Origin of the sequence: Dietzia sp. IN118 (assembly GCF_032905965.1) — a bacterium.
Classification (GTDB): Bacteria; Actinomycetota; Actinomycetes; order Mycobacteriales; family Mycobacteriaceae; genus Dietzia; species Dietzia kunjamensis.
In genome coordinates, this window is record NZ_JAUMSR010000004.1 from 49,487 (window position 1) to 70,262 (window position 20,776).

Sequence of the window (20,776 nt, forward strand, 5' to 3'; positions counted from 1 at the left end):
CGCAAACCCCACCACGCACCCGTGAGCCGCCGACTCGCTCTAATTCTTCCGGCCAGAACGCCCGATTGGTACGTCGCCGCCAAGAAGTAGCCACAGAAGACCGCCACAAAGCGATCAAGTCCACAGCGAGAACGTAGCCGGCGCCGCAGTCCAGCATGGGTGTACCCCAGTGAACCGTTGCTTCGAAAGGCGCAAGAACGCAGTTTCGTAGGGTTAGCCTCGTGAACACCTAAAGCGGGCCAGGAGCGTGGAGGACCACTTCAGCTCGATACGTCCGCGCCGATCTCCAAGCACCGAACAGGAGCCACCGTGAGAGGTTCTGGCTTTTGACCCGCTTCGCTCGGCCTGAAGAAGGCAACGAAGTCGTCTGGGCCCGCGGGCGGCTCCCCCACCGCATCTACGCGTACCGAAGTTTCATTGCCCAGTTCGCAGCTGATGCGGGGCACCCATCGCGCTACATCTACAAAGTGTTCGACGAGCAAGCCGATGAGGCCCTCGACTCCGAGTGGGATTGGACCAGATTCGTGATCGACACAACGCACGGAGGCCGAAAGCAGCTGCAGCTCCAAGTTGCCCGCTACGCAGGTGCGATACGCCAAATCCGTATCCAACGAGTCCCGACCGACCCAGCGGCGACCCAGTTGGAAACGATGCTAAAGCTTGACCGCGCTCAGTCCACCACCTTGATCGACCTCATCAAGGCGCTGGACTCGATTCCCGCTGAAGGCGAAGAGAGTATCCGTGTGGACGATCAGCTATTGAGGGACGTCTTCTCGGACCCGGACACGGTCGGGGCACTCTACGCTCAGGAGCCAGAGAGATTTAGGGCTCTCATCCGGAGCGACGCTGATGCCCGCGATGTCATTGCCCTTCAGCGCCGTCGAGACGTGGTAGCCACCATGCGAGCTTGGCTGGAAGACGACACGGTGTTCGACGCCGCGAAGAAGGAGGCAGGCGGGCCTGAGAAAGCGTGGCAGCGCCTATTGGAAGTGAATCCCTGGGTGCTGGGTGTCGGACTCGGTGGCCAACTCCTCACCTCGTGGAGCGACGAAAAGCTGGAGCAAGTCACGAGCGGTGCCGACATCCGGTCTGTTGGCAAGCGCGCGGATGCTCTTCTAAGGACCAACGGCATCATTCGCTCGATGGCGTTTGCGGAAATCAAACATCACCGCACCGAACTTCTCGCCGCGAACAACTACCGGTCAGGGTGCTGGGGTCCGTCGGCTGAGTTATCCGGAGCTGTTGTTCAGGTACAGCAGACGGTCCGGATGGCGGTGCGTGACCTAGGTGAGTTCGTCGAGGACCGCGCCCATGACGGATCACGTACGGGCACAGGAACGTTCATCACCCAGCCCCGGGCCTTCTTAATCGCAGGGTGCTTGAGCCAGCTCGCAGGGACGGGCGGAGGAGCCATCGACGACAAGGTCCACAGCTTTGAGCTCTTCCGCCGCAATCTTGCCCACCCGGAGATCATCACGTTCGACGAGCTACTCGCGCGGGCCGAATGGCACGTCAAACTCGCCGAAGAGCAAGCGGAGGTCGGCGAAATGTCAGGGGAGGGACCGCTAGTGAACGATATCGTTGAGGGATCTGACGTGGACTCAGCTGACGGCGGCGATCCCCGAGATGAACCTCCCGTCTAATCCGGAGCCCGGCACACCGGAAGATCTCGAGCGGCACACTCTTCCAGGGCCGGCTCGGTTACTACTGCTCACGGCGACTTGCCGTTCGTCAGCCCCGCACCTATACTGGCAGTAACATGACAGGCTCGCTTCCCGTGACGGGACGCGGGCCTGTTCTCTATCTATCCCCTGTCGGGGCGCCAGGACGATGTGCACGTGACAACCCCGGACAGCACTTACGCGAAGCCCTTCCTCTCTATCCCAGAGCAGATCCGGCGACTCCGCGGTCGCGGCATGGACTGCGGCTCGGACGCATACGCCGCTAGCGTTTTGGAGCGGTATGGCTACTACCGACTATCCGGGTATTGGCATCTGTACAGAGAACGGCCTTCGGATCCGAAGGACCGCTTTGACCAGGAGAACCGAGAAGTACGCTTGGACACTTTCGTGCCCGGCACCAAGCTCTCACACGTGGTCACCATGTATGAGTTTGACCAGGAACTCCGCTCACGGCTGAGCGACGTGCTCAGCACAGTTGAAATCTCCATTCGGTTCTTCCTCGGCCATCGGCTCGGCAAGGCTAACGCGTTCGCACACCGCAACCCTGAGTTGCTAGGTGCGACGCGAGAGAAGGAGACCTCGCTCCTCTCGCACATTTGGGCGAAGGTCAGGTGGCGGAATTCTCTGCCTCAGCGCGAGCCGACCAAGGCTTACCGGGAGTGGCTTACGGAGTACGACCGACACGAGAAGCGAGCGCGTGACGGTTTCGTGTTCCACTTTCGCAAGAAGTACGGTCCTCATCTTCCAATCTGGGTCGCCACCGAGGTGATGTCGTTCGGCGTTATCAGCAATCTTTATCCCCTGATGCGCCAAAGCGACCAGGAAATTCTCGCCGCGCGCTTCCAGGTCCACGCAGCGGACGGCCGCGGAGACCGGCGAGCACTTGCGAATTGGCTCAACAACCTCAGGCACGTCCGGAACATCTGTGCGCACTACGGCCGCCTATGGAACCGCACCTTCGATGTGCTGATCGACGTCCCAGGAGAAGCGAGGAAAGATGGAGGTCACTACCTTTCCCGGCTAGCTGATCGGAACATTAACAACAAGCTCTACGGAGTTCTCCTCATCCTGCGTCACTTGCTCCAGAGCATCGCTCCCGACCGCTTTGACGTTGTAGACATTACTGACTTCATTCACGCCAAATCCCAGGACGGCCACTTCTCGATGGGACAGCTCGGTTTCCCTGACGGTTGGCAATCGGATCCGATCTGGGACCGCAACTTTATGCTCGACCGCGCGCCAATGCTGGCCGCGAGCCTTCTCGACCGCGCGGAGAGCTACACAGCTCCGCAGGCCCGCGAAGCACTGACCTCTGCCGTGGTGAAGCCCTCTGAAACACCTCGCACCCCAGAGCAGGAGGCAGCTGCGAAGAGAACGGCTCAGAAAAACCTGCTACGGACCTACCTGCGGTTTGACGTCGTGATCGAGATTAAAGTCGGACAGACGAAGTACTATCCAAAGTTCCAGTTCCGGGACGGCGCAATCATCAACGCCCTGGCGGAATTCAATAAGACCCTCACCGCGCGATGCACCAGTACTGAACGAGTGCAGGTCTCGGCAGCTCTCCTCGACTGGTGGCAGACGCCGCACCCCGCCCTTCCAAAATCATCGACCGGATCGAATCAGTCCCCGTGCGATCTGCTGCTTTCAGAGTCGGAATCGAGCTTCTCAACACTAATTTCCACGACCGACGCGATGAGTACCTTCGTCGTGCCGGATCCGCGGTGACAAGCCGATTCGGGGCACTAGAAGCTTTTTCGCGGACAGCGCTGCTACCGAGACATTCGCCAAACACCGACGGGCGGTGAGGGGACTCAAACGGCGGGTCCAAGTGCCCCGAGCCTAGCCATGACAGACAATCGGTCTGGCCACGTCAACAACTGAAAGGACGCTTTCGTGTCATCGTCTTGGCTTGCAAATGCGGTCTCTGAGTTTGGGGAGCGCTGCAAAACCAAGCTTTCCGGCCCCGGAGAGTCCGAAGCAGCGATCCGGGCACCCATCGAGCAACTCCTAGCCGCGACGGGCACACGCTTAGGCCTAGATGTCGTACCGCACGACGAAGTCCGCGACGACGATCGAGGAGTGCGCCCGGACTACGCGATAAGCGTCGGCGGGGCCATCACGGGATACGTAGAGGTCAAAAAGCCAGGGGCCAACCTCGATCCCGAAGGAATGACCGGACACAACCGTCGCCAGTGGGATCGACAGCGAGACCTCCCCAACCTGATCTACACCAACGGGACCGAATGGCGGCTCTATCGCGACTGTGAACCCGTCGGCGACCCCGTGCACCTTGGCGGTGGCACGCTTCGAACCGCCGGAAGCAAGCTCACCGCGCCTCCAGAGCTGGAACAGCTGCTTACCGATTTCCTGCGATGGAAGCCTGCACCGATCACCTCGGTGATCGCACTCGTACGAGCCGTGGCACCTCTGACCCGCCTTCTCCGAGGCGAGGTGATGGACCAGCTCGAGCTTGAGTCACGAGCAATCAAAGCGGGCGAAGACCGCGCGAGCCAGCCGTTCCATGGTCTGGCGAGGGACTGGCGCAAGCTCCTGTTCCCCACAGCCACCGATGGCACCTTCGCTGACGGGTACGCCCAAACCGTCACTTTTGCCCTCCTGCTCGCCCGCACTGAAGGAATTACCCTGGCCGGTCCCGGCGGCCTGCACTCGGTGGGAATGAAACTGTCGGGCGAGCACTCGCTAATGGCTCGGGCCCTCCAGCTACTCACCGACTACGTGGCCGAGGATTTCAAGGTCACCATCGACCTGATGGTTCGGGTAATTGACGCCGTCGACTGGCCGAAGGTTCGCGCCGGCAAGCGTGACACCTACCTGCACCTTTACGAGAAGTTCCTCGATGAGTACGACCCGGAGCTGCGCAAGCAGTCCGGCTCGTACTACACCCCGCGCGAGGTGGTCGAAGAGATGGTCCGCCTCACCGAGGACGTGCTCGTAACCCGGCTGGGCAAGACCGCCGGCTTCGCCGACCCAAACGTGGTCACCGCCGACCCTGCAATGGGCACAGGCACCTACCTCCACTCGATCATCGAGCACGTCGCCACCAGAGTTGCCGAACGTGACGGCCCCGGAGCAGCAGCGGGCGCGGTCACCGACCTCGCTCGGCGGTTGTACGGCTTTGAGCTCCAGATGGGCCCGTTCGCCGTCGCGGAGCTGCGCGCAACCGACCTTATGGCCGACCTCGACGCCTCCCTCCCCCCTGGAGGTCTGGGCCTCTTCGTCACCGACACGCTCGATGACCCCTACGCCGAGCAGACACAGCTCGGCTCCGGCCTAGAGCTGATCAGCCGGTCACGCTCTCGAGCCGCGAAGGTCAAATCCGGAACGAAAGTCACCGTCGTCATCGGCAACCCCCCGTACCGCGAGCGAGCCGAGGGCATCGGTGGCTGGATCGAGAACGGCAGCGACAGCGACAAAACCGCCAAGGGCGACCACTACCGACCATTGGACGACTTCCGCGCTGATGGCAACGGTCGAAACGAATACGTTCTGAAGAACCTCTACATCTACTTCTGGCGGTGGGCCACCTGGAAGGTGTTCAACGCAAACCATTCGCTCGCCGAAGGCGACATCGGCGTGGTCTGCTACATCACCACATCTGGCTACCTACGCGGCCCCGGGTTCAAGGGAATGCGCGAATACCTCCGCCGAACCACCAGCGAAGGCTGGATCATCGACGTCTCCCCCGAAGGCATGCGTCCAGACGTTTCCACCCGAATCTTCCCCGGGGTACAGCAACCGCTAGCGATCGCAATTTTCACCCGTCGCGCAGACTGCGATCCAAACGTCCCTGCCCCAGTGCACTACACCGCCCTCCACGGCCACCGGGCCGAGAAGTACGCCGCCCTCACCGGCCTCGGGCTCGATGACGAGCACTGGCGCGATGCCCGCCCCGATTGGCAAGCACCGTTCACCCCAGCGGCCGAGAGTGCATGGGACGACTACCCCGCAGTGAACGACCTGCTGCCATGGAGCTCGCCGGGAGTCAAGGGAAACCGTAACTGGATTATCGACCCAATGGCCGAAGTCCTCGCCCGCCGCTGGCGGACGCTACGTGCGGCAGCCCCCGACGAGCGTCCGTCCTACTTCAAGGAATCTCGAGACGCGAGACTCGACCGCGGCAAGAAGCCACTCCACGGCGAGGACGTAGAGAGAAACACGGAACTACCCCTCACCTCGAACTTTCCCGAATCGCCGGCTGTAGTGAGGTACGGATTCCGGTTCCTGGATAGACAGTGGATTGTCGCCGACCATCGAGTTCTCCATTCTGCGAGTCCACACCTGTGGGCCGGCCGACGGGCGGGCCAAGTGTTTGTCATCGAGCAACACGCCGAAGCAATTGATGACGGGCCGGGCCTCGTGTTCTCCGCACTCATCCCCGACATGCACCACTTCAACAACCGTGGCGGACGCGCACTGCCAGCACTGCATCCGGGCGGACGGCCGAATCTCGCAAAGGGGCTACTCGCGGCACTATCCACCCTTGCGGGCCAGCCGGTCACGGGAAGTGACGTGGTGGCCTACATGGCGGGTGTGAGCGCCCATCCCCGTTTTACAAAGCGCTTCGCTGACGAGCTGACTACGCCCGGCGTGCGCATACCGATCACGACTGATCCGGAACTCTTCGAGCTCGCGCTTTCGCTGGGCAAGGAGGTGGTGTGGGCACACACCTATGGCGCGGTCTTTGCTGATATCGGCGCAGGTAGACCACACAATGACGTGCGGTTCCCTCCTGGTGACGAGCGGCGAGTGGCGAACCTGACGGCGGTCGAGTCGATGCCGACAAAGATGACGTACGACCCGAGCGCTCAGATTCTCGAGCTGGGCGACGGAACATTCGGACCAGTGCTCGAGTCGGTGTGGGACTACACGGTAGGAGGGAAGAACATACTGCGGTCCTGGTTCAACTATCGAAGAGCCTCACCGACCGGCCGAAAGTCCAGCCCGCTGGATGACATCAACACCGACTCTTGGCCGGTGGAATGGACTGCCGAACTGCTCGATCTCCTGTCGGTTCTGGCCCGGCTAACTGCGATGGAGTCGAAGCAGGCCACTCTGCTCGAGCAAGTCCTCGCCGGACCAATAGCTTCTCGGGACATGCTCGCGGCCACCGGGGTTATTTGGCCAGCCGGAGACAAGGATCCGCAGCGCAAGCCGGACTACTCAACCAAACAGAAAGATTTCGAGTCGACGGATGATGGGCAAATGGGCTTCACATTCGCCTAGAACCGGGAGCTGACGTGCCCGACGTGGCCCGTCCGAGCCGTTTCATGATCGCTCACAAGTCACGGCATCGCCCCGTGAGCGAGCGCCGATAATGTGTGTTCTGACGTAGTTGCTGGTCAGGGCGTCCTCTCTTGCGATCGCTGTTAGTGTCACAGCATGTGTGGTCGGTACTCGGTCGCAGTGTCTGGTGCAGCCCTGGTCGACGTTCTTGACCTGGACGGGGCGGAGCCGGGATTCGAGTGGGAGCCGACCTACTCGGTTGCTCCTCGCACACGGGCGCCGGTAGTCCGGGATCGCCTGATCGGCGAACAGCGGGTGAGTGAGGCGTTCATGCCCACGTGGGGGTTGCGTCCGTCGTGGGCCAAAGAGAAGGGTCCGCGGCCGATTAACGCCCGGCTCGAGACTGCTGCGACTAATGGCATGTTTCGTTCGGCGTTCGCCTCTGCGCGGGCCTTAGTTCCGATGACCGGGTACTACGAGTGGCAGGAAGCTCTCGAGGCCGGGAAGAAGGTCAAGAACCCCAGCTATGTGCACGCCCCGGGTGACGAGCTACTGCTCGCTGCGGGACTGTTGGCCTTCCACCGCCAGGACGGTGATGAGCAGTGGCGGACGACGTTCACGATCATCACGCGGACGGGTGAGGATGCGGCCGGCGAGGTGCACGACCGCATGCCGGTCTTTGTGACCCCTGCTTCGTGGGACACCTGGTTGGCCCCGGAGAAGCTCGAGAAGGACCAGGTCGGAGACGTGCTGGATCTGCTGGACGTCGAGTCGCGGGCGGTGGCGTCGACTCTTCGAACCCGTCCGGTGTCGCGGGCGGTCAACAACGTCCGTACCTTGGACCGCCGCGATGCCGGCCTGATCAAGACGGTTACCCGCGGTGGTGGTGATCGCTGACGGTTCGCCCCTGGCGGTAGCGAGGTTTGCCGTCGGCGCCGTGGCGATAGCGGCGGGGGTTGCGGGCGAGTCTGCGCAGGTCGCGCAGTAGCTCGAGTGTGCGCTCCTCCCCCAGCTCGGCGATGGCGTCTCGGTAGGCGCCCTGCTTGGTGGGGTCGACATCTGGGAGGCCGGCCACGACGAGGTGCCACCGTAGGAGTTCGAGGAACTGATCATCGCCTGCTTGCTCGGCTGCTCGGCGCAGTGGGCCCAGCAGCTCATCCATGGGGCGCACCCTAGGTGTCGCCTCCGACAAGGGTCGATTAGTGCAGGTCCCTTGCGGCGATGAGCCCGGTGATGAAGTCGGTGACGCGGTCGGCTTCGGCGTCGGTGAGGTCGAAGCGTTGGCCTCCGACGAGGGTGCGGGCGGGGCCGAGTGGTTCAAGCCCGTAGAGGACTCGGGTCGCGGCTGACAGTGCGGCTCGGTTGGCGATGGATTCGATGGTGCAGTCCAAGGCGTGCGCGATTGCTGTGAGCTGGTCCCGGCTGATGACGGCCGGCGGCGTGGCCTGTCGGTAGGCGGTGGGTTGGGATTGTCCGCGTTCCCAGGCGCTGATCCAGGGGGATTTCACTCCGCTGGCCACGGCCAGTTTGAGCTGGGTGAGTCCGGCCTCCATGCGTGCGGCGCGGATGGCGCGGCCGAGTGATCGGGCTTCGTCTGGGGTCACCGGGGCTCCTTGTCTGTTGTGCCGGTGTTAAGGGTGGCCAAGACGGCCCAGTGTCCGTCGCTGCAGGTGACGTCGAGGACAGTGACGGCCGGAGCCGCCCCAGGCCGGCTGGTTGCGGTGATGCGGTGGTCGAGGTCGATGTGGGCGTGCAACTCGGTGGGGCCTGTCCCGACAATGAACGTCATGCCTCCCCCTCTCCCCCACTGGTCGGTCCGCCGGTGAGGTCGGCGCGACGCTTGGTTTCGCGACGCATGGCGCGGCCTTGGCCAAGGAGGATCTCGAAGAGGTCGTCGGTGGACGCTTCGGTGCTGGCACGGGTCAGCTCAGCGGCGGTGCGGGCGAAGCGGCGGCGGTAGGCGGCGTCGAGGACGTCGGCGGCGAGAGTGCGCACTCCGATGGCGGGGGTTCCGAGAAGTGCGACGACCTGGAGGGCATCGGCGAGGAGCCGTCCTTGGTGGCCGGCCATGCGGCCGGCGCTGGTGAGTGCGGCGAGCACCCGCGGGGCGTGGTGGGGTTCGCTTGCCGCGATGAGGTCGGCGATCACGCTGTACAGGTCGCCGTATCGAGGGTTGAGGAAGTCGCTTGCCTCGAGGTGACGGGTGATGTGGCGAGCCTCGGTGGTGTCGGTGGTGTGCAGCAGTGCGCAGAGGAGTGCTGCTTCGGGGTCAAGTTCCGGGACGGTGGGTGCGTCGTCGGTGGCGGCGAGGTCGTCGACGTCGACCGGGTCGGCGGTGGCCTGCGGGCCCTCGGCGGTCATGGTGTGCATTGTCTGTCCTGCCTGTGCGGGGTGGGTGCTGGTGGTTATGCGAAGAGGTCGAGCTGTTGGGGTTCGGCTTCGATCGTGGTGGCGGGTTCCCAGATGGGAGAGGCCAGGAGTCGCAGTTGTGCCTCCAGGTCGGCGATCTGGTCGCGTTCGCTGTCGGTGGTCCGGTGTAGGACACCGGGGGTCCGGTCGCCGGCCTTGGCGTGGCACCATGCCTTGTCGGTCTTGCGAAACGCGGTGATGAACTCGTCGGTGGCGTAGCGGCTGATGTGGCGACGGATCTGGTTCCAGGTGATGTGGCGGTCTGGGGCCGCGGTGGAGGGAAGCGTTCGCCCGGTCCAGACGGATAGACCCTTGGCGCGGTACTCGAAGGCGAGGTCTGAGCCGTATCCGGAGGACTGGCTGGCGACGATGTGCGGGATCTGGGTCTCGGGGGAGGCGGCGAGTCGGCCGAGGCCGTGCAGGGACATGGTCCTGCGGAGGTAGTGCAGATCGGTGTGGTCGAGAGCGTGCATTCCGGGTGTCCTTCCTGCGTGCCCGTCTGCCTCTCGGCGATGGGCGGGCGGCTGTTGGCTGGGGAGCGTCAGCCGTAGATGACGTCGCCGAAGACGCCCATTTGCAGGGCCATGTCGGCGTTGGCGGCGTCGATGTCGCCCCGGTGGCCGTTGGTGCGGTTGGCCTCGCGGAAGTCGTTGACCAGGTCGTTGTTGATGCTGGTCGCGGCGAGCTTGGTGGCGCCGCGTGCGATGGTCTCGAGAGTGACCTTGTATTCAGTCCCGGTCTCGTCCTCGCGGATGAGGGCGGCGTAGCAGTCGCCGCCGGAGCCGAGCGGATCGAGGTTGTCTCCCTCGGGGGTGGTCCCGGTGCGGTCCTCGACGTGGACCGTCTCGGCCCAGTAGCTGATGCCGGTCTCGACGGCGGTACTGAGCACGTCGACGAGGAACTGGGTGCGCTCGGGGTTGCGGGAGTGTGCGGACGCCAGGGCCTTGATGCGGTCGGGGCGGAATCCGGACCAGTGACCGTCGCCGTCAACCTCGATGATCGGTGCAGAGCTGTAGCCGAGGGTGTTCATCACATAGTCGCGGGCGTCGTGGTCGGTGGTGAGGTCGACGGTGGTGTAGACGATGCCGGCGACGTCGAGGGCGCGGATGGTGCTGTCGCACTGGACGCAGGCCGGCTTGGTGTAGACGACGATGCTCATGGTGTCCTCCTGGGGTTGCCGGGGGCGGTGTTGCCCTCTCGGTATGCCTCCATAGTAGCACTAGTGCCACTAGTGTCACAAGGGTTTTAATGGGTTTGGCCTGGGTTTTTCCGGTCGCCGGGACCGGCGGTGACCTCCACGCATGGTGCCCCTTTCCCTGATACCGGCCCGATTGGTGTGGAGCGGACGGGGTCAAGAGAGGGCACGGCGGCGGAGCCGGGAAGGTCCGGGCGATATAAGCGAGCGCAGCGAGCGCGTCCGGGGCTTGTCGGTGGAGCCGGCGCACCCGAAGGGTGCCGACCTTGACGCCGGCAGCGGAGCACCAAGACTGGCAGGGGCAGGGAAAGGGAGCGCTCCCCCCTCGAGTACGAGCTCTGGCCGCTCAAGGCTGGCGCACGAGTACTCGCCGCCAAGACCGCTTATCGAATCGAGTCCCTCGAAGTGATTCACTCGGGCCGAGTTAGTCTCCAGCCTTCTCGGATGTCTAGCGTGCAACCGCCGCGGGGCGAGCCCTTCGTGCCTGCGCCTGAGAGTGCGTAGAAAGGTCGGTCACCCTGCAGGTTCAGGGTTCGAGAGATTCCGTCGGCATCCGCCGCCTTGCCTGTTTGAAGCACCGCCCCGGCCGCTGGAAGCACGATGTCGACACGCCTTTCCCAGGGCCCCCAGTTGAGGACTAGGTTTGTCGCCATGCCCACCTCGGCCGGGATTGGCGCGACTTCTATCCACACATCGCCCGAGTAGCTGGCGGGCCAGGAGAAGTAAAAGTTGCGTTCTGGCCATTGGCTAGGGGAATGCCACGGGTCCCACTCTGCTTGCCAGAGAGTTCGAATGCTCATGTCGATCCACCCGCTGGCCCTATAGAGGCGATCAAGGTGTGGCCCATACTCGAGCGGGGGAAGTACGCGCCCAGACTCGTACCGGGACAGCGTGCTTCGCGAGAGCACTATCTCGTAGGGGGGATCTCCGCACCCCTGTTCCGTCTCCAGACCTCGCAGTCCGACCTTCCGGAGTGCTCGCATCCCGGTCGCGAGCTCCTGCGTCGTTCGCGCATACTGTCCCAGCACGCGCCCCATTAGAGCAGATTCATCTCCGCACTTGAGTCGTCCATTCAACTGAAAAGGCGGGCTCGAACAACGAACGTCCGAGCCCGCCTCGCCTACAGCGTCAGGGCTTGTTGCCCGGCTCGTTCTTTCGCCGGATGGAGGCGTTGCCCGTGTCGTTCGCCTCCTGCCGAAGGCGGTCTTGGACGCGCTTGGCCTGGCCGCCGAGATTTGAGTTGTTGCTCTCGGCGTTCCGCACGATCGCGCTCGCGGCAGTCTGGGGGATGTTGTAGTCCATTGTTGATCCTGTTCCTAGATGGGTTGATCTTTCAGAGGTTCTGAAAGACGTTCTGACTGGAGCCGAGGGCGCCAGTTTCGAGCGCAGATTGCGCCTCGTAGCTGGGGACAGGAGCCCCTTGGTCGTAGAAGCGTGAGGCTGCGGAAGTGATGAGCTGCAGCGTCGGCACCCCCACATCTGGCGTGAAGCCTTCCGCGTGCGCGACAGCACAGTACTGGGCCACGTGTCGACACCCGTCTTCGATGGAGTTGATGCCTGGGATCGCGAGGTGGAACGACGTCCCCATGAGGCGGAGTCCGTGCCCTTCTGACGCCCACTTGATTACAGCAGCAAACTCTTTTTGGTACTGAAGGTGCTGAGCTTCAGTCAGCCGGTCATTTGCCATCTAGCCGTCCTTCCACTGGGTGGGTGGAATTAGAAAGGTATAGCCGGCAAGTCGATCCGTTCTGTTGTGAGACGGGATTGGGACACTGCCCTTCCAGTTAACGTGCGGTAGGAGCTGGACGGTGTTGCACGCGGGAGCTGGGGCTAGAACCACCGCTTCAAGCCGGGTACATGGTGCTTTTCGCTGTCTTGCGGGTGCGGTTGATCGTCGTTATCCGGTGCAGGTACGTAGTGTCCGAGGCCGGCGGCGGTGAAATAGCCGTCGGTGTAGTGACCGTCGTCGGAGGACAGTCCGAGGGCGAGGGCGTAGGCCTGGGCGGCGAGGTCGGCGGCGTCGAGGTGGCCGCTTTCGGTGCGGTGTGGGGTCAGAATGGCGGTGTTGCCGTTGATTCGTGCGGGTCGTGCTCGGTGGTCGCCTGCGCGGGCTAGGCGTAGTGCGCGGGCCGTGACGTCGGCGAGGGTGCCCTGCAGAGGGTCGGTCATGGCGTTGAGGCTGCCAGGCTGGTGGCGGGGCCGGGTGTTCTCGGGGCGCTCGGCTGGGGTCGTCTGTGGATGGTTGGGGGATGTGGAATAGCGGAGAGGCCCGCCCCTTGGGGCGGGCCTCTCCGCTGGCTCTGGGGGGTCACAGGATGGTGAACCCGGTGAATCGGTAGTGGCCGTGGCTGTCACGGACGATGGTGGCGGCCAGGGCGCGGTAACGGGTATCCCAGGTGATGATGGCGGGGACGTAGAAGACGGTCCTCTTGGGCTCGCGGATCGCCTGGGCCTGCTGTCGGCGGATGGTCACGGTGGAGGTTAGTCGCGCGGCGGCGACTCGCTCGGCGGCGACGTTGATGCTGGCGCGTCCGGCGGCGGTGGCGAGTTGGGTGTCGAATAGGTCGCGCAGGCGGCCTCGGCGACCGTTGACGATGGCCAGGGCAATGGTGAGCATCCGGTGCAGTTCTGCCCATTCCTGGCGGGTCGGGGTGAATCCGTCGTCGCCGATCGGCTCGGGCTTCGGCGCTGCGGGCGCGGCTGCGGCCTCGGCTTCCATGCGGCGGACGCCGACGCTGGCGACGAGGTCGGTGAGCCATTCGCGGGCGGTGAGCGTGTCGACGTGGTGGCGGGCGAGTTCGTCGTACGCGGCCTGGACCTGGCCTTCGGCAGGTTCGAGCAGCCCGTTGCGAGTGATCGGGTGTGCAGGCGCGGGGGCTGTTGCCGGTTCTGTGCGGGGCAGGGCTCGGACCGTGGCGGGCGCGTGGTTCGTGGTCATGGTGTCCTCCTGGGGTTTCCGGGGGCTTGGAGCCCTCTCGGGGTGGTGAGTGGTGGCCGGACTACCGGCCCGCGGGGCGGGCCGGTAGCGGGGTCTAGTCGTGGCCGATGACGAGGCCGTCGACGCAGGCGATGCAGCAGCCTCCGGCGGCAGCGGCGGTGATGATCTCGTTGCACCGGACGCAGCGGCGGGCGGGGTGCACGAAGCCGAGGTGATCGTTCTCGTAGTGCCACAGCATCTCGGTGCCGTCCTCGGCGTGCATGAGGCGGATCTCCGCCTCGATCGGGCCGCGATCGGTCTCCAGAGTGAAGGCGTCGAGCAGGGTGCCGGGCTTGGCGGTCATGGTGTCCTCCTGGGGTTTCCGGGGGCGGTGTTGCCCTCTCGGTATGCCTCCATAGTAGCACTAGTGTCACTAGTGCCACAAGGGGCTTAGCGGGTTTGGCCTGGGCTTTTTCCGGTCGCCGGGACCGGCGGTGACCTCCACGCATGGTGCCCCTTTCCCTGATACCGGCCCGATTGGTGTGGAGCGGACGGGGTCAAGAGAGGGCACGGCGGCGGAGCCGGGAAGGTCCGGGCGATATAAGCGAGCGCAGCGAGCGCGTCCGGGGCTTGTCGGTGGAGCCGGCGCACCCGAAGGGTGCCGACCTTGACGCCGGCAGCGGAGCACCAAGACTGGCGGGAGCAGGGAAAGGGAGCCCCACCAACTAGCTACTCCACCCGGCGGGGCGGCTTAGGCGTCAGGATCGTGTCCGAGCTCCGGCCCGGTGGGCGAGCCTGGGTTCTGCCATTCCGATAGCGGGTCGAGATCCGGGGCTTGGGCGCGATGCTCGAGGTAGGAGGTCGTGAAGTCATTGTCGACGGGGGCCTGCTCGGCACCGGCATTGCGTGATTTGAGGTCGCGGGTGAGGTCGTCGAGCGGTCGGGGGTTTCCCGTTTCGCCGATCTGATCTCCTACGTCGATGAGCCGCCGGCCGATGTCCTGGTCTGGTCCGCCCTGTCGGATCAGGTCTTCGGCGAAGCGGCGATAGTTGTCCATCGCCGAGTCCAGGGCCAGATCGCTTTCCTCGGCCGCCCGTTCGATGGCGTCGGCGTGGTCCATGATTTTTCCGCGCAGGTCGTCGTAGTCCACGGCCCGAGTCGGGGCGGTGTTCTGGGTTGCGCCCGGCAGTGACGCCCACGCTTCCAGGGCTTCGATCTCGCGCTGTCGCATCATCTCGCGCACCTCGTCCGCGGTGTCGAAGCCGAGTTCTTCCACCAGGGCTGGAGTCGGGTTGAGCATCAGTGACCAGCCGGGGCTGCGGCCCTTGGCCGCGAGTCGCTGGTCCAGTTCTGTCTGGGCCAGCTGGGCGGCGTCGGAGTTCTCGTATGCGGCGAGGTCGTCGTTGATGCTGGCTAGCTCGGTCTTCATCAGCTGGAGTTTCGCGGCGTCCGGGAAGGGCTCATCTGGGGTGTTGTGCAGTTCGTCGAGCCGCTTTCGGTCGGTGTCGAGCTCAGTTCTAGCGGCGTCGACCTGGCCAGGCGCTCTGCCGATCGCGTTCTCGATGCGAGTCATCACGCCGTTGGCCATCGCAGCTCGGCTGGACTTCGCTTCGTCGGCCTCCACGTCCAGCGCCTCGGTGCTGCCTGCGCCCCAGACTCCGAATCGGGAGTCGTCCCGTTGTGGCCAGAGCTGCTCTTGAGTGATGCTCACGCCGGTCAGTGGGAGGTCGCCGAAGCGAAGGATGACCATGTCGTGTTCCATCACGCGGGTGACGTGTAGCGGCACCCCTGCGAACGTGGCGACGTGTGCGGATTCATTGGGGCCTGCTCCGCGCAGTTGAACGTACGCCTCACGAAGCGCCTCCAGCAGACGATCCGAGGCGTCCTTTCGGACGCTGAACGACGTGCGGCCGATGGTGTAGTCCTTCGTCTCCTTCTCGGCCCAGGCCTTAAGTTCCGGGGCGACGGCGGCGAGCTGCTCGAGTCGCTTTTCCTCGTTAGGGATGGAGCGAGTCAGCGCCGCGATCTCCTCGCGGCGGGATCTGACCTCTGACAGGTGGCTCTCGCGTCGTGCGTCGAGTGCTTCTATGTCTCGCTCGAGTTCCACGCGCCGCAGGTATCGGTCATCGCCGGTGGCGATGGCTTTGACCAGAGCGGTCGACTCGGCCAGGTTGTCGGCCGATAGGTCCTCGATGCTGCGGATGGAGCGATCCGCGGCGTAGAGCTGCTCGAGGAATGCGGCCTTGCGGTTGAGCGTCTGCCACATCGCGGTGTCGTAGGTCGCGGTGGCGACATAGTTGTAGACGGCTACCTCTGGGTTCTGGTTGCCCTGTCGAATGATGCGGCCCTCGCGCTGTTCGAGGTCGGCGGGTCGCCAGGGCACATCGACGTGGTGAAGGGCGACCGCTCGTGTCTGCACGTTCGTGCCGGTGCCCATTTTCTCCGTGGAACCCATGAGCACGCTGATTCGGCCGGCGCGGCAGGCCTTGTAGAGCGCGGCTTTGTCTTCGGGCTTGGGATGATCGTGCACGAAGGCGATCTGCTCGGCAGGCATCCCGCCGGCGACCAGCTCGGCCTTGATGGCGGCGTAGATGTTCCAGCGCCCATCATTTTTGGGCACGGACCGATCGCAGAACACGATCTGCAGGCCTCCGCGGACGTCGGAAGGCTCCCCGAAGTCGTCGAGGTAGGCGCGGTCTCGGGTCGCCTCCCACTCGGCCAGGATGCGTGTGGCGACCTCGCGTGCCCGGCCCCCCTCGGAGGGCGGGGCCAGGTGGGCGCTGCGCGGGTCGAGGGAGACGTTGCGGCCGTCGTTGGCGATCTTGAGGGCGTTGTCGAGGTCCATCCGGCGGGGGTCGAGAGTGTCGGCGCGGTGGCCAAGATCCTGGATGAAGTCCTTGACCTCCTGGCTGGGCTCGAAGTCCACGACGATGTTGCTTCCGGAGCGCTTTGCGGGCAGATTCACCGGCACCTGATCGCGGGTGACGGCGTCGGTGAACTGGCTGACCATGCCGACCAGGTCACCGACATTGGCGAACTGGCCGACTCGGGTGACCGAGCGCAGCTTCGTGCCCGACGCGTTGAGTTCGACAGTCTCTGTGGTGTCGGTGAAGTTCTGGCCCCACGCGTCAATGCTGTCGACTCCTGCGTGCTCAAGCAGGTCAGGGCGGAGGTAGGTCTGCATGACGAAGAGCTCGGCTAGGGAGTTCGCGACCGGAGTTCCGGTCGCGAAGCAGGCGACCCGCTCGACGTACGCATCGTCGGGAACGCCTGCCGCTGAGGCTTCCTGTCGTTTGCGATCGCGCAGGTAGTCGAGCTTGAGCTTGAGGTCCATCGCCTGATCGGACCCCGGGTGGCTCAGTTCCTGCACGCCGGAGGTGCGGGCGAGGTTCTTGTAGAGGTGGGCTTCGTCGATGAACAAGTAGTCGCAGCCCGATTGCTCGAAGGTTAGGCCTTCGTCTTTGCGGGTGGCGTCCATCGCTTTGTCGAGATTGATCTGCGCCTTGGCCATCGCGTTCTCGATCTGCTTCATCGTCGCCGCGCTCTGGTTGCCGTCCTTGGCCTCGAGGAGCGCCGAGCGCATGGCGTCGATCTGGTTGCTGATGAAGCTGGCGCGGGTTTGAGCCGAGGTCTTCATGCGGGTGAACGCCGAAAGCGGGACGATCACGATGTCCCAGTCCTGCGCTGCGGACTGGGCGACGAGCTTTTGTCGGCCCTCTGCGGTGGTGCGGCCGGCGCCAGACAGCACGTTGGCGGCCGGGTACCACTGAGCGGCCTCACGGGCGACCTGGTCCACGATGTGGTTGGGCACCACGATCCACGGCTGGCGGACTAGTCCTAGACGCCGCAGCTCCATCGCTCCCATCAGCATGGTGCCGGTCTTGCCAGCACCGACGACGTGGTTGAGCAACACGGTCGGTTCGTTGACGATGCGCTCGACGGCGTTCCGCTGGTAGGGGTAGGGATTGAAGGTCTTTCCCAGCCCGGGGAAGGTTCGGTGTGAGCCGTCGTAGCTGGGGGCGACGGTGGCGTTGAACCGCCAGTTGTACTCGGTGAGTAGGCGTTCGCGTCGCTCGGGATCGCCATTGAGCGCCCAGTCGGCGAATGCCTCCTGGAGGCGTTCGGCCCGTTGCTTGGCCGCTCGTGTGGCGCCGGCGTGGATGTCTCCGCCGGGGACGGCTTCCTTGTACTCCTTGGAGCGGTTGACCGTGATGGGCCGAGAGTTCATCAGGCAGTCGAGAACCTGCCAGTGGTCGAAGCTACCCGAGCGGTCGCGGCCGAGGGAGACGCCCTGATTGGCCAGGGTTTGCTCGCGGTCGGTACCCACGAAGTTGTAGGACCGAGAGTAGCGGCCCTTCTGGGGCACGAGACCGTAGGCGAGGGCGTCGGTCTGGTAGCCGTCGTACCAGGAGCTGCCTTCGATGACCCACTCGTTGTTGACGTAGCTGACCGTCACGGAGTCCTTGTCGATGCGGAAGGTGTCCGCGATGAACTGTTCATAGTCGTCGGGGCTGACCCAGGTCACTCCGAGCCGGGCGCGGATCCCGTCCTCGATGCGGGCGGGGATGGCCTCGCGCAGGGCGGCCACGTTCGAGCGGTATCGGTCATCGGTTGCTGCGGCGGCGTTCGCCTCGGCGAGCTTTACGCGCACGTTGCCGGCCAGGTAGCGGCTGCGCGGGATCCACGTTCCGGGGTCTTCAGTGGAGCGGAACGCCAGCGCCTCGGCCTGAAGCTGTTGCTCGACGGTGCCAGCGTCGACGTCCATGAGCTGAGCGATCCGCGCGACGTCGACGCTGGCGCTTTCGTCCATGCTCACCGCCAGCGCATCCTGGATTGTCTCTGCGGCGATGATGGGGGTTGCCGGCTCGAGGACGTCGGCGGTGAACATGGCCGCTTTGCGGCCGACCATCCGTTCCTCGTCGAAGTGCTCGAGGGCTAGGACAGTCTGGAGATGAGGATCGGCGCGTAGTGCGCCGGCCAGGTGAGGTTGTCTCTTCGTCGCCGCTGACTTGGGCTGCCAGGCTTCTTCGTCCAGGCGTGATCGGACACCGTCTGGGATGTCCTGCATGTTCTCGGCGCCGTAGTTGGGCCCCTCGGTGTCGAGCCAGGTGGTTAGAGCGGCGTCGAGGCGGGTGTCGTGCTCGTCTTGTGTGACTTCCGGTGGCTGCTTCCAGCTGAACCGGTTGAGGAACCCGTACTTGGTCACATAGGCGTCGTAGTGCTCGTTGAGTGCGGCCCGCAGGGCGGCCTTATCGGCAGGGTCTCCCCCGTCTCGCTGGATCTGTACGAGCGACAGCGCGGTGTCACGCAGCTCGAGGATGGAACGCCACTCGGCGAGCCTGCTCTTGGGGCACTTGCTGTCGACCCACTCGGTTCCGTCGAAGCGCTCGATCAGGTTGTGATCGCTGTTGTAGCGCAGCGTGTCGCTAACGACTTCGCCGTGCTTCTCGACGGGAACGACGAGGCCCCGATCGGTGGCCAGAGAGGAGTCGTAGACGACGAGATCCCGGTTGGCGAGCAAGCCGCGGCCGTCAAGAACTGCAGCGTCGATCACGGGGCCGAGGACGTCAGCGATCTGCCTGTCGAGCGGAGCGTCATTGCGGGCCAGGACGCGTAGTTCGTCCTGCCCATACATGCCGTGGCCAGCGGTCAGTGTGCCGAGGATGTGATGGGGGTTGTCGAGGAAGTACTGATTGACGTGCAGTCGGGCCGGTGGAGCGTCCCCGTCGGCGAGATCGGTCCGCACGGTGACGTCATTGGTGCGAACGAACTGGCGGGTCGTTTCAGTGGGTTCCTGCCCATGTTCGCGGACGCGGAACACGAGCAGATCGGTGACGACTTCCGTGCCTGCGACCCGGCGGAAGGCGCCGGTTGGAAGGCGAACCGCGCCGATCAGGTCAGCTCGATCGGCCATAGCGGTGCGAGCGTCGGCTCTCGCTGCGTCGGCGGTGTACCGACTGGTGAGCAGAGCGACGTAACCGCCGGGGGCGGTGAGGTCCAGCGATTTGATGATGAAGTGGTTGTGGATGGAGTGCTGGCCCCTGTTGTGGGCGTCGTCCCACAGCTTGATGTCGCCGAATGGGACGTTTCCGATTGCGGCAACGAAAGAATTGTCGGGTACCGCGGTGTCGGCGAACGATTCATTGCGCACCTGGGCACTGGGATATAGCGCCGCCGCGACTCGAGCGGAGAGGGTGTCGAGCTCCACGCCCACCATCTGTGCATCGGCCGGGGCGTGACCGATGAAGGTTCCACTGCCGCTGCCGGGTTCGAGGACGAGCCCGCCCTGGAATCCGGCTCGTCGTAGGAGACTCCACGTTTCGGCGACAACAGCCGGGTCTGTGTAGTGGGCGTTGAGAATGGTGTGCCGCGCCCGGTTCCACTCGGCTGAACTGAGTAGCGATTCGAGTTCCGCACGCTCGTCGGCGAAATCGGCTCGACGCGGATCGAAGACTTCGGGCACGGCGCCCCAGCCGGACCACTGCGCGATGATTCGCTGTTCGTCTGAGGTCGCATAACGATCCTCGGCGTCGAGGGTCTGGAGCAATCTAATGGCGGCGATATTCGCCTCGACTCGGGCCTTCTTGCCGGACGGGACGACGACGTCCCGGGGCGGCGCGTAGTCGACGGGTTCGGGCCGCTGGTCGGCATCGGGGGCGACCACTCCCCCACCGCCGCCGGCTAATGCCAGGCTGGCCGGCTCTGCTGCCACCTCCGATTGACGCACGGGCGCCGGCAGAGGTTCGGAGTGGACGTTGATCGTTGCCGGGTCGACCGGCGCCGCTCCGGTGTCGTCGAAGACTAGGTCGAGTTGTTCTGGCTCAGTCCTCTTGCTTCGGACAGGACGCTTTCGCGTCGCTCCAGCTCCCGTTCGACGAGGTCCGTAAACAGTGCTCTGAGTGGATCGTTCGGCGTCTCCGGTATTGGTTGCCCGTCCTCGTAGCGTGTCTGCATCAAATAGGCCGCCATCACTCGGAAGCGGATCGTCTGCTCCGGCCAGACGTCCTCCGTCTGCACGTCGATCTCGGGACTCGGGTCGCCCACCACGTCGGTGTGCGTCCGCCACCGATCCGGGCTGGTCCGCCAGCTCTGGTCCTCGAAGGTCTCCTGGTCCTCCTCTTCGGCTGCCAGTTCCACCTCTTCCCCCAGTTCCTGCCACAGGATCGTTTCCTCGGCCTGTGCTCGTGCCCGGTTGCCGAAGTAGTGCCCCATAGAGTGGTGTAACTCGGTGGCCGAGATCGTCTCCGACATCCGTGTCGTTGACGGATGTAGAGCGGCCACCGCGTGATCTTTCGAGTCAACCGTCTAAAGAATCCTCGAGGAGTC

16 protein-coding genes and 1 pseudogene are annotated in these 20,776 nt (G+C 64.4%); 4 read left to right on the forward strand and 13 right to left on the reverse strand.

From position 1 onward, the window contains the following. Positions 1-467: 467 nt before the first annotated feature. From Q2K20_RS17595 to Q2K20_RS17610, 4 genes are all read left to right on the forward strand, one after another. Positions 468-1,643 (forward strand): Shedu immune nuclease family protein, encoded by a 1,176-nt coding sequence (locus Q2K20_RS17595; protein WP_317177050.1) that lies wholly within the window; start codon positions 468-470, stop codon positions 1,641-1,643. Between the two features lie 273 nt (positions 1,644-1,916). Next, positions 1,917-3,410 (forward strand): Abi family protein, encoded by a 1,494-nt coding sequence (locus Q2K20_RS17600; protein WP_317177054.1) that lies wholly within the window; start codon positions 1,917-1,919, stop codon positions 3,408-3,410. Between the two features lie 354 nt (positions 3,411-3,764). After that, positions 3,765-6,929, forward strand: a complete 3,165-nt coding sequence (locus Q2K20_RS17605; RefSeq protein ID WP_317177051.1) for a type ISP restriction/modification enzyme — start codon at positions 3,765-3,767, stop codon at positions 6,927-6,929. A 156-nt stretch (positions 6,930-7,085) separates the two neighbouring features. Continuing rightward, positions 7,086-7,826 (forward strand): SOS response-associated peptidase, encoded by a 741-nt coding sequence (locus Q2K20_RS17610; RefSeq protein WP_096907608.1) that lies wholly within the window; start codon positions 7,086-7,088, stop codon positions 7,824-7,826. On the opposite strand, the gene Q2K20_RS17615 is transcribed toward Q2K20_RS17610, so the two are convergent. From Q2K20_RS17615 to Q2K20_RS17675, 13 genes and pseudogenes are all read right to left on the reverse strand, one after another. Beyond that, positions 7,801-8,091 (reverse strand): hypothetical protein, encoded by a 291-nt coding sequence (locus Q2K20_RS17615; protein ID WP_096907607.1) that lies wholly within the window; start codon positions 8,089-8,091, stop codon positions 7,801-7,803. The two genes, Q2K20_RS17610 and Q2K20_RS17615, sit on opposite strands and share 26 nt — an antisense overlap. Before the next feature lie 37 nt (positions 8,092-8,128). Continuing rightward, positions 8,129-8,533: a helix-turn-helix transcriptional regulator gene (locus tag Q2K20_RS17620; protein ID WP_096907606.1), complete on the reverse strand. Its 405-nt coding sequence runs from the start codon at positions 8,531-8,533 to the stop codon at positions 8,129-8,131. Further along, the gene (locus Q2K20_RS17625) at positions 8,530-8,718 is read right to left on the reverse strand and encodes a hypothetical protein (protein WP_096907605.1); all 189 of its coding nucleotides are present in this window, start codon (positions 8,716-8,718) and stop codon (positions 8,530-8,532) included. Before Q2K20_RS17625 ends, Q2K20_RS17620 begins: the two co-directional genes overlap by 4 nt. Beyond that, a complete protein-coding gene (locus tag Q2K20_RS17630; protein WP_096907604.1) occupies positions 8,715-9,299 on the reverse strand; it encodes a DnaB-like helicase N-terminal domain-containing protein in 585 nt (194 codons plus the stop codon). The genes Q2K20_RS17625 and Q2K20_RS17630 overlap by 4 nt, the downstream gene beginning before the upstream one ends. A 35-nt stretch (positions 9,300-9,334) precedes the next feature. Continuing rightward, the gene (locus Q2K20_RS17635; protein WP_096907603.1) at positions 9,335-9,811 is read right to left on the reverse strand and encodes a hypothetical protein; all 477 of its coding nucleotides are present in this window, start codon (positions 9,809-9,811) and stop codon (positions 9,335-9,337) included. A gap of 458 nt (positions 9,812-10,269) precedes the next feature. Beyond that, positions 10,270-10,497, reverse strand: a pseudogene (gene nrdH / locus Q2K20_RS17640) (glutaredoxin-like protein NrdH); the annotation flags it as partial. A gap of 1,164 nt (positions 10,498-11,661) precedes the next feature. Further along, positions 11,662-11,835, reverse strand: a complete 174-nt coding sequence (locus tag Q2K20_RS17645) for a hypothetical protein (protein WP_159981243.1) — start codon at positions 11,833-11,835, stop codon at positions 11,662-11,664. Between the two features lie 31 nt (positions 11,836-11,866). After that, positions 11,867-12,220, reverse strand: a complete 354-nt coding sequence (locus tag Q2K20_RS17650; RefSeq protein ID WP_132064226.1) for a hypothetical protein — start codon at positions 12,218-12,220, stop codon at positions 11,867-11,869. Positions 12,221-12,363: 143 nt separating this feature from the next. Then, entirely contained in the window at positions 12,364-12,702 is a 339-nt protein-coding gene (locus tag Q2K20_RS17655; protein WP_096907600.1) for a hypothetical protein, read from the reverse strand. A gap of 139 nt (positions 12,703-12,841) precedes the next feature. Then, on the reverse strand, positions 12,842-13,471 hold the full coding sequence (locus Q2K20_RS17660; RefSeq protein WP_096907599.1) for a hypothetical protein: 630 nt from the start codon (positions 13,469-13,471) through the stop codon (positions 12,842-12,844). A gap of 94 nt (positions 13,472-13,565) precedes the next feature. Further along, entirely contained in the window at positions 13,566-13,814 is a 249-nt protein-coding gene (locus Q2K20_RS17665) for a hypothetical protein (RefSeq protein ID WP_063934995.1), read from the reverse strand. Between the two features lie 387 nt (positions 13,815-14,201). Beyond that, entirely contained in the window at positions 14,202-19,658 is a 5,457-nt protein-coding gene (locus Q2K20_RS17670) for a DEAD/DEAH box helicase family protein (RefSeq protein ID WP_317177052.1), read from the reverse strand. Between the two features lie 593 nt (positions 19,659-20,251). Continuing rightward, entirely contained in the window at positions 20,252-20,701 is a 450-nt protein-coding gene (locus Q2K20_RS17675; protein ID WP_317177053.1) for a hypothetical protein, read from the reverse strand. Positions 20,702-20,776 lie beyond the last annotated feature (75 nt).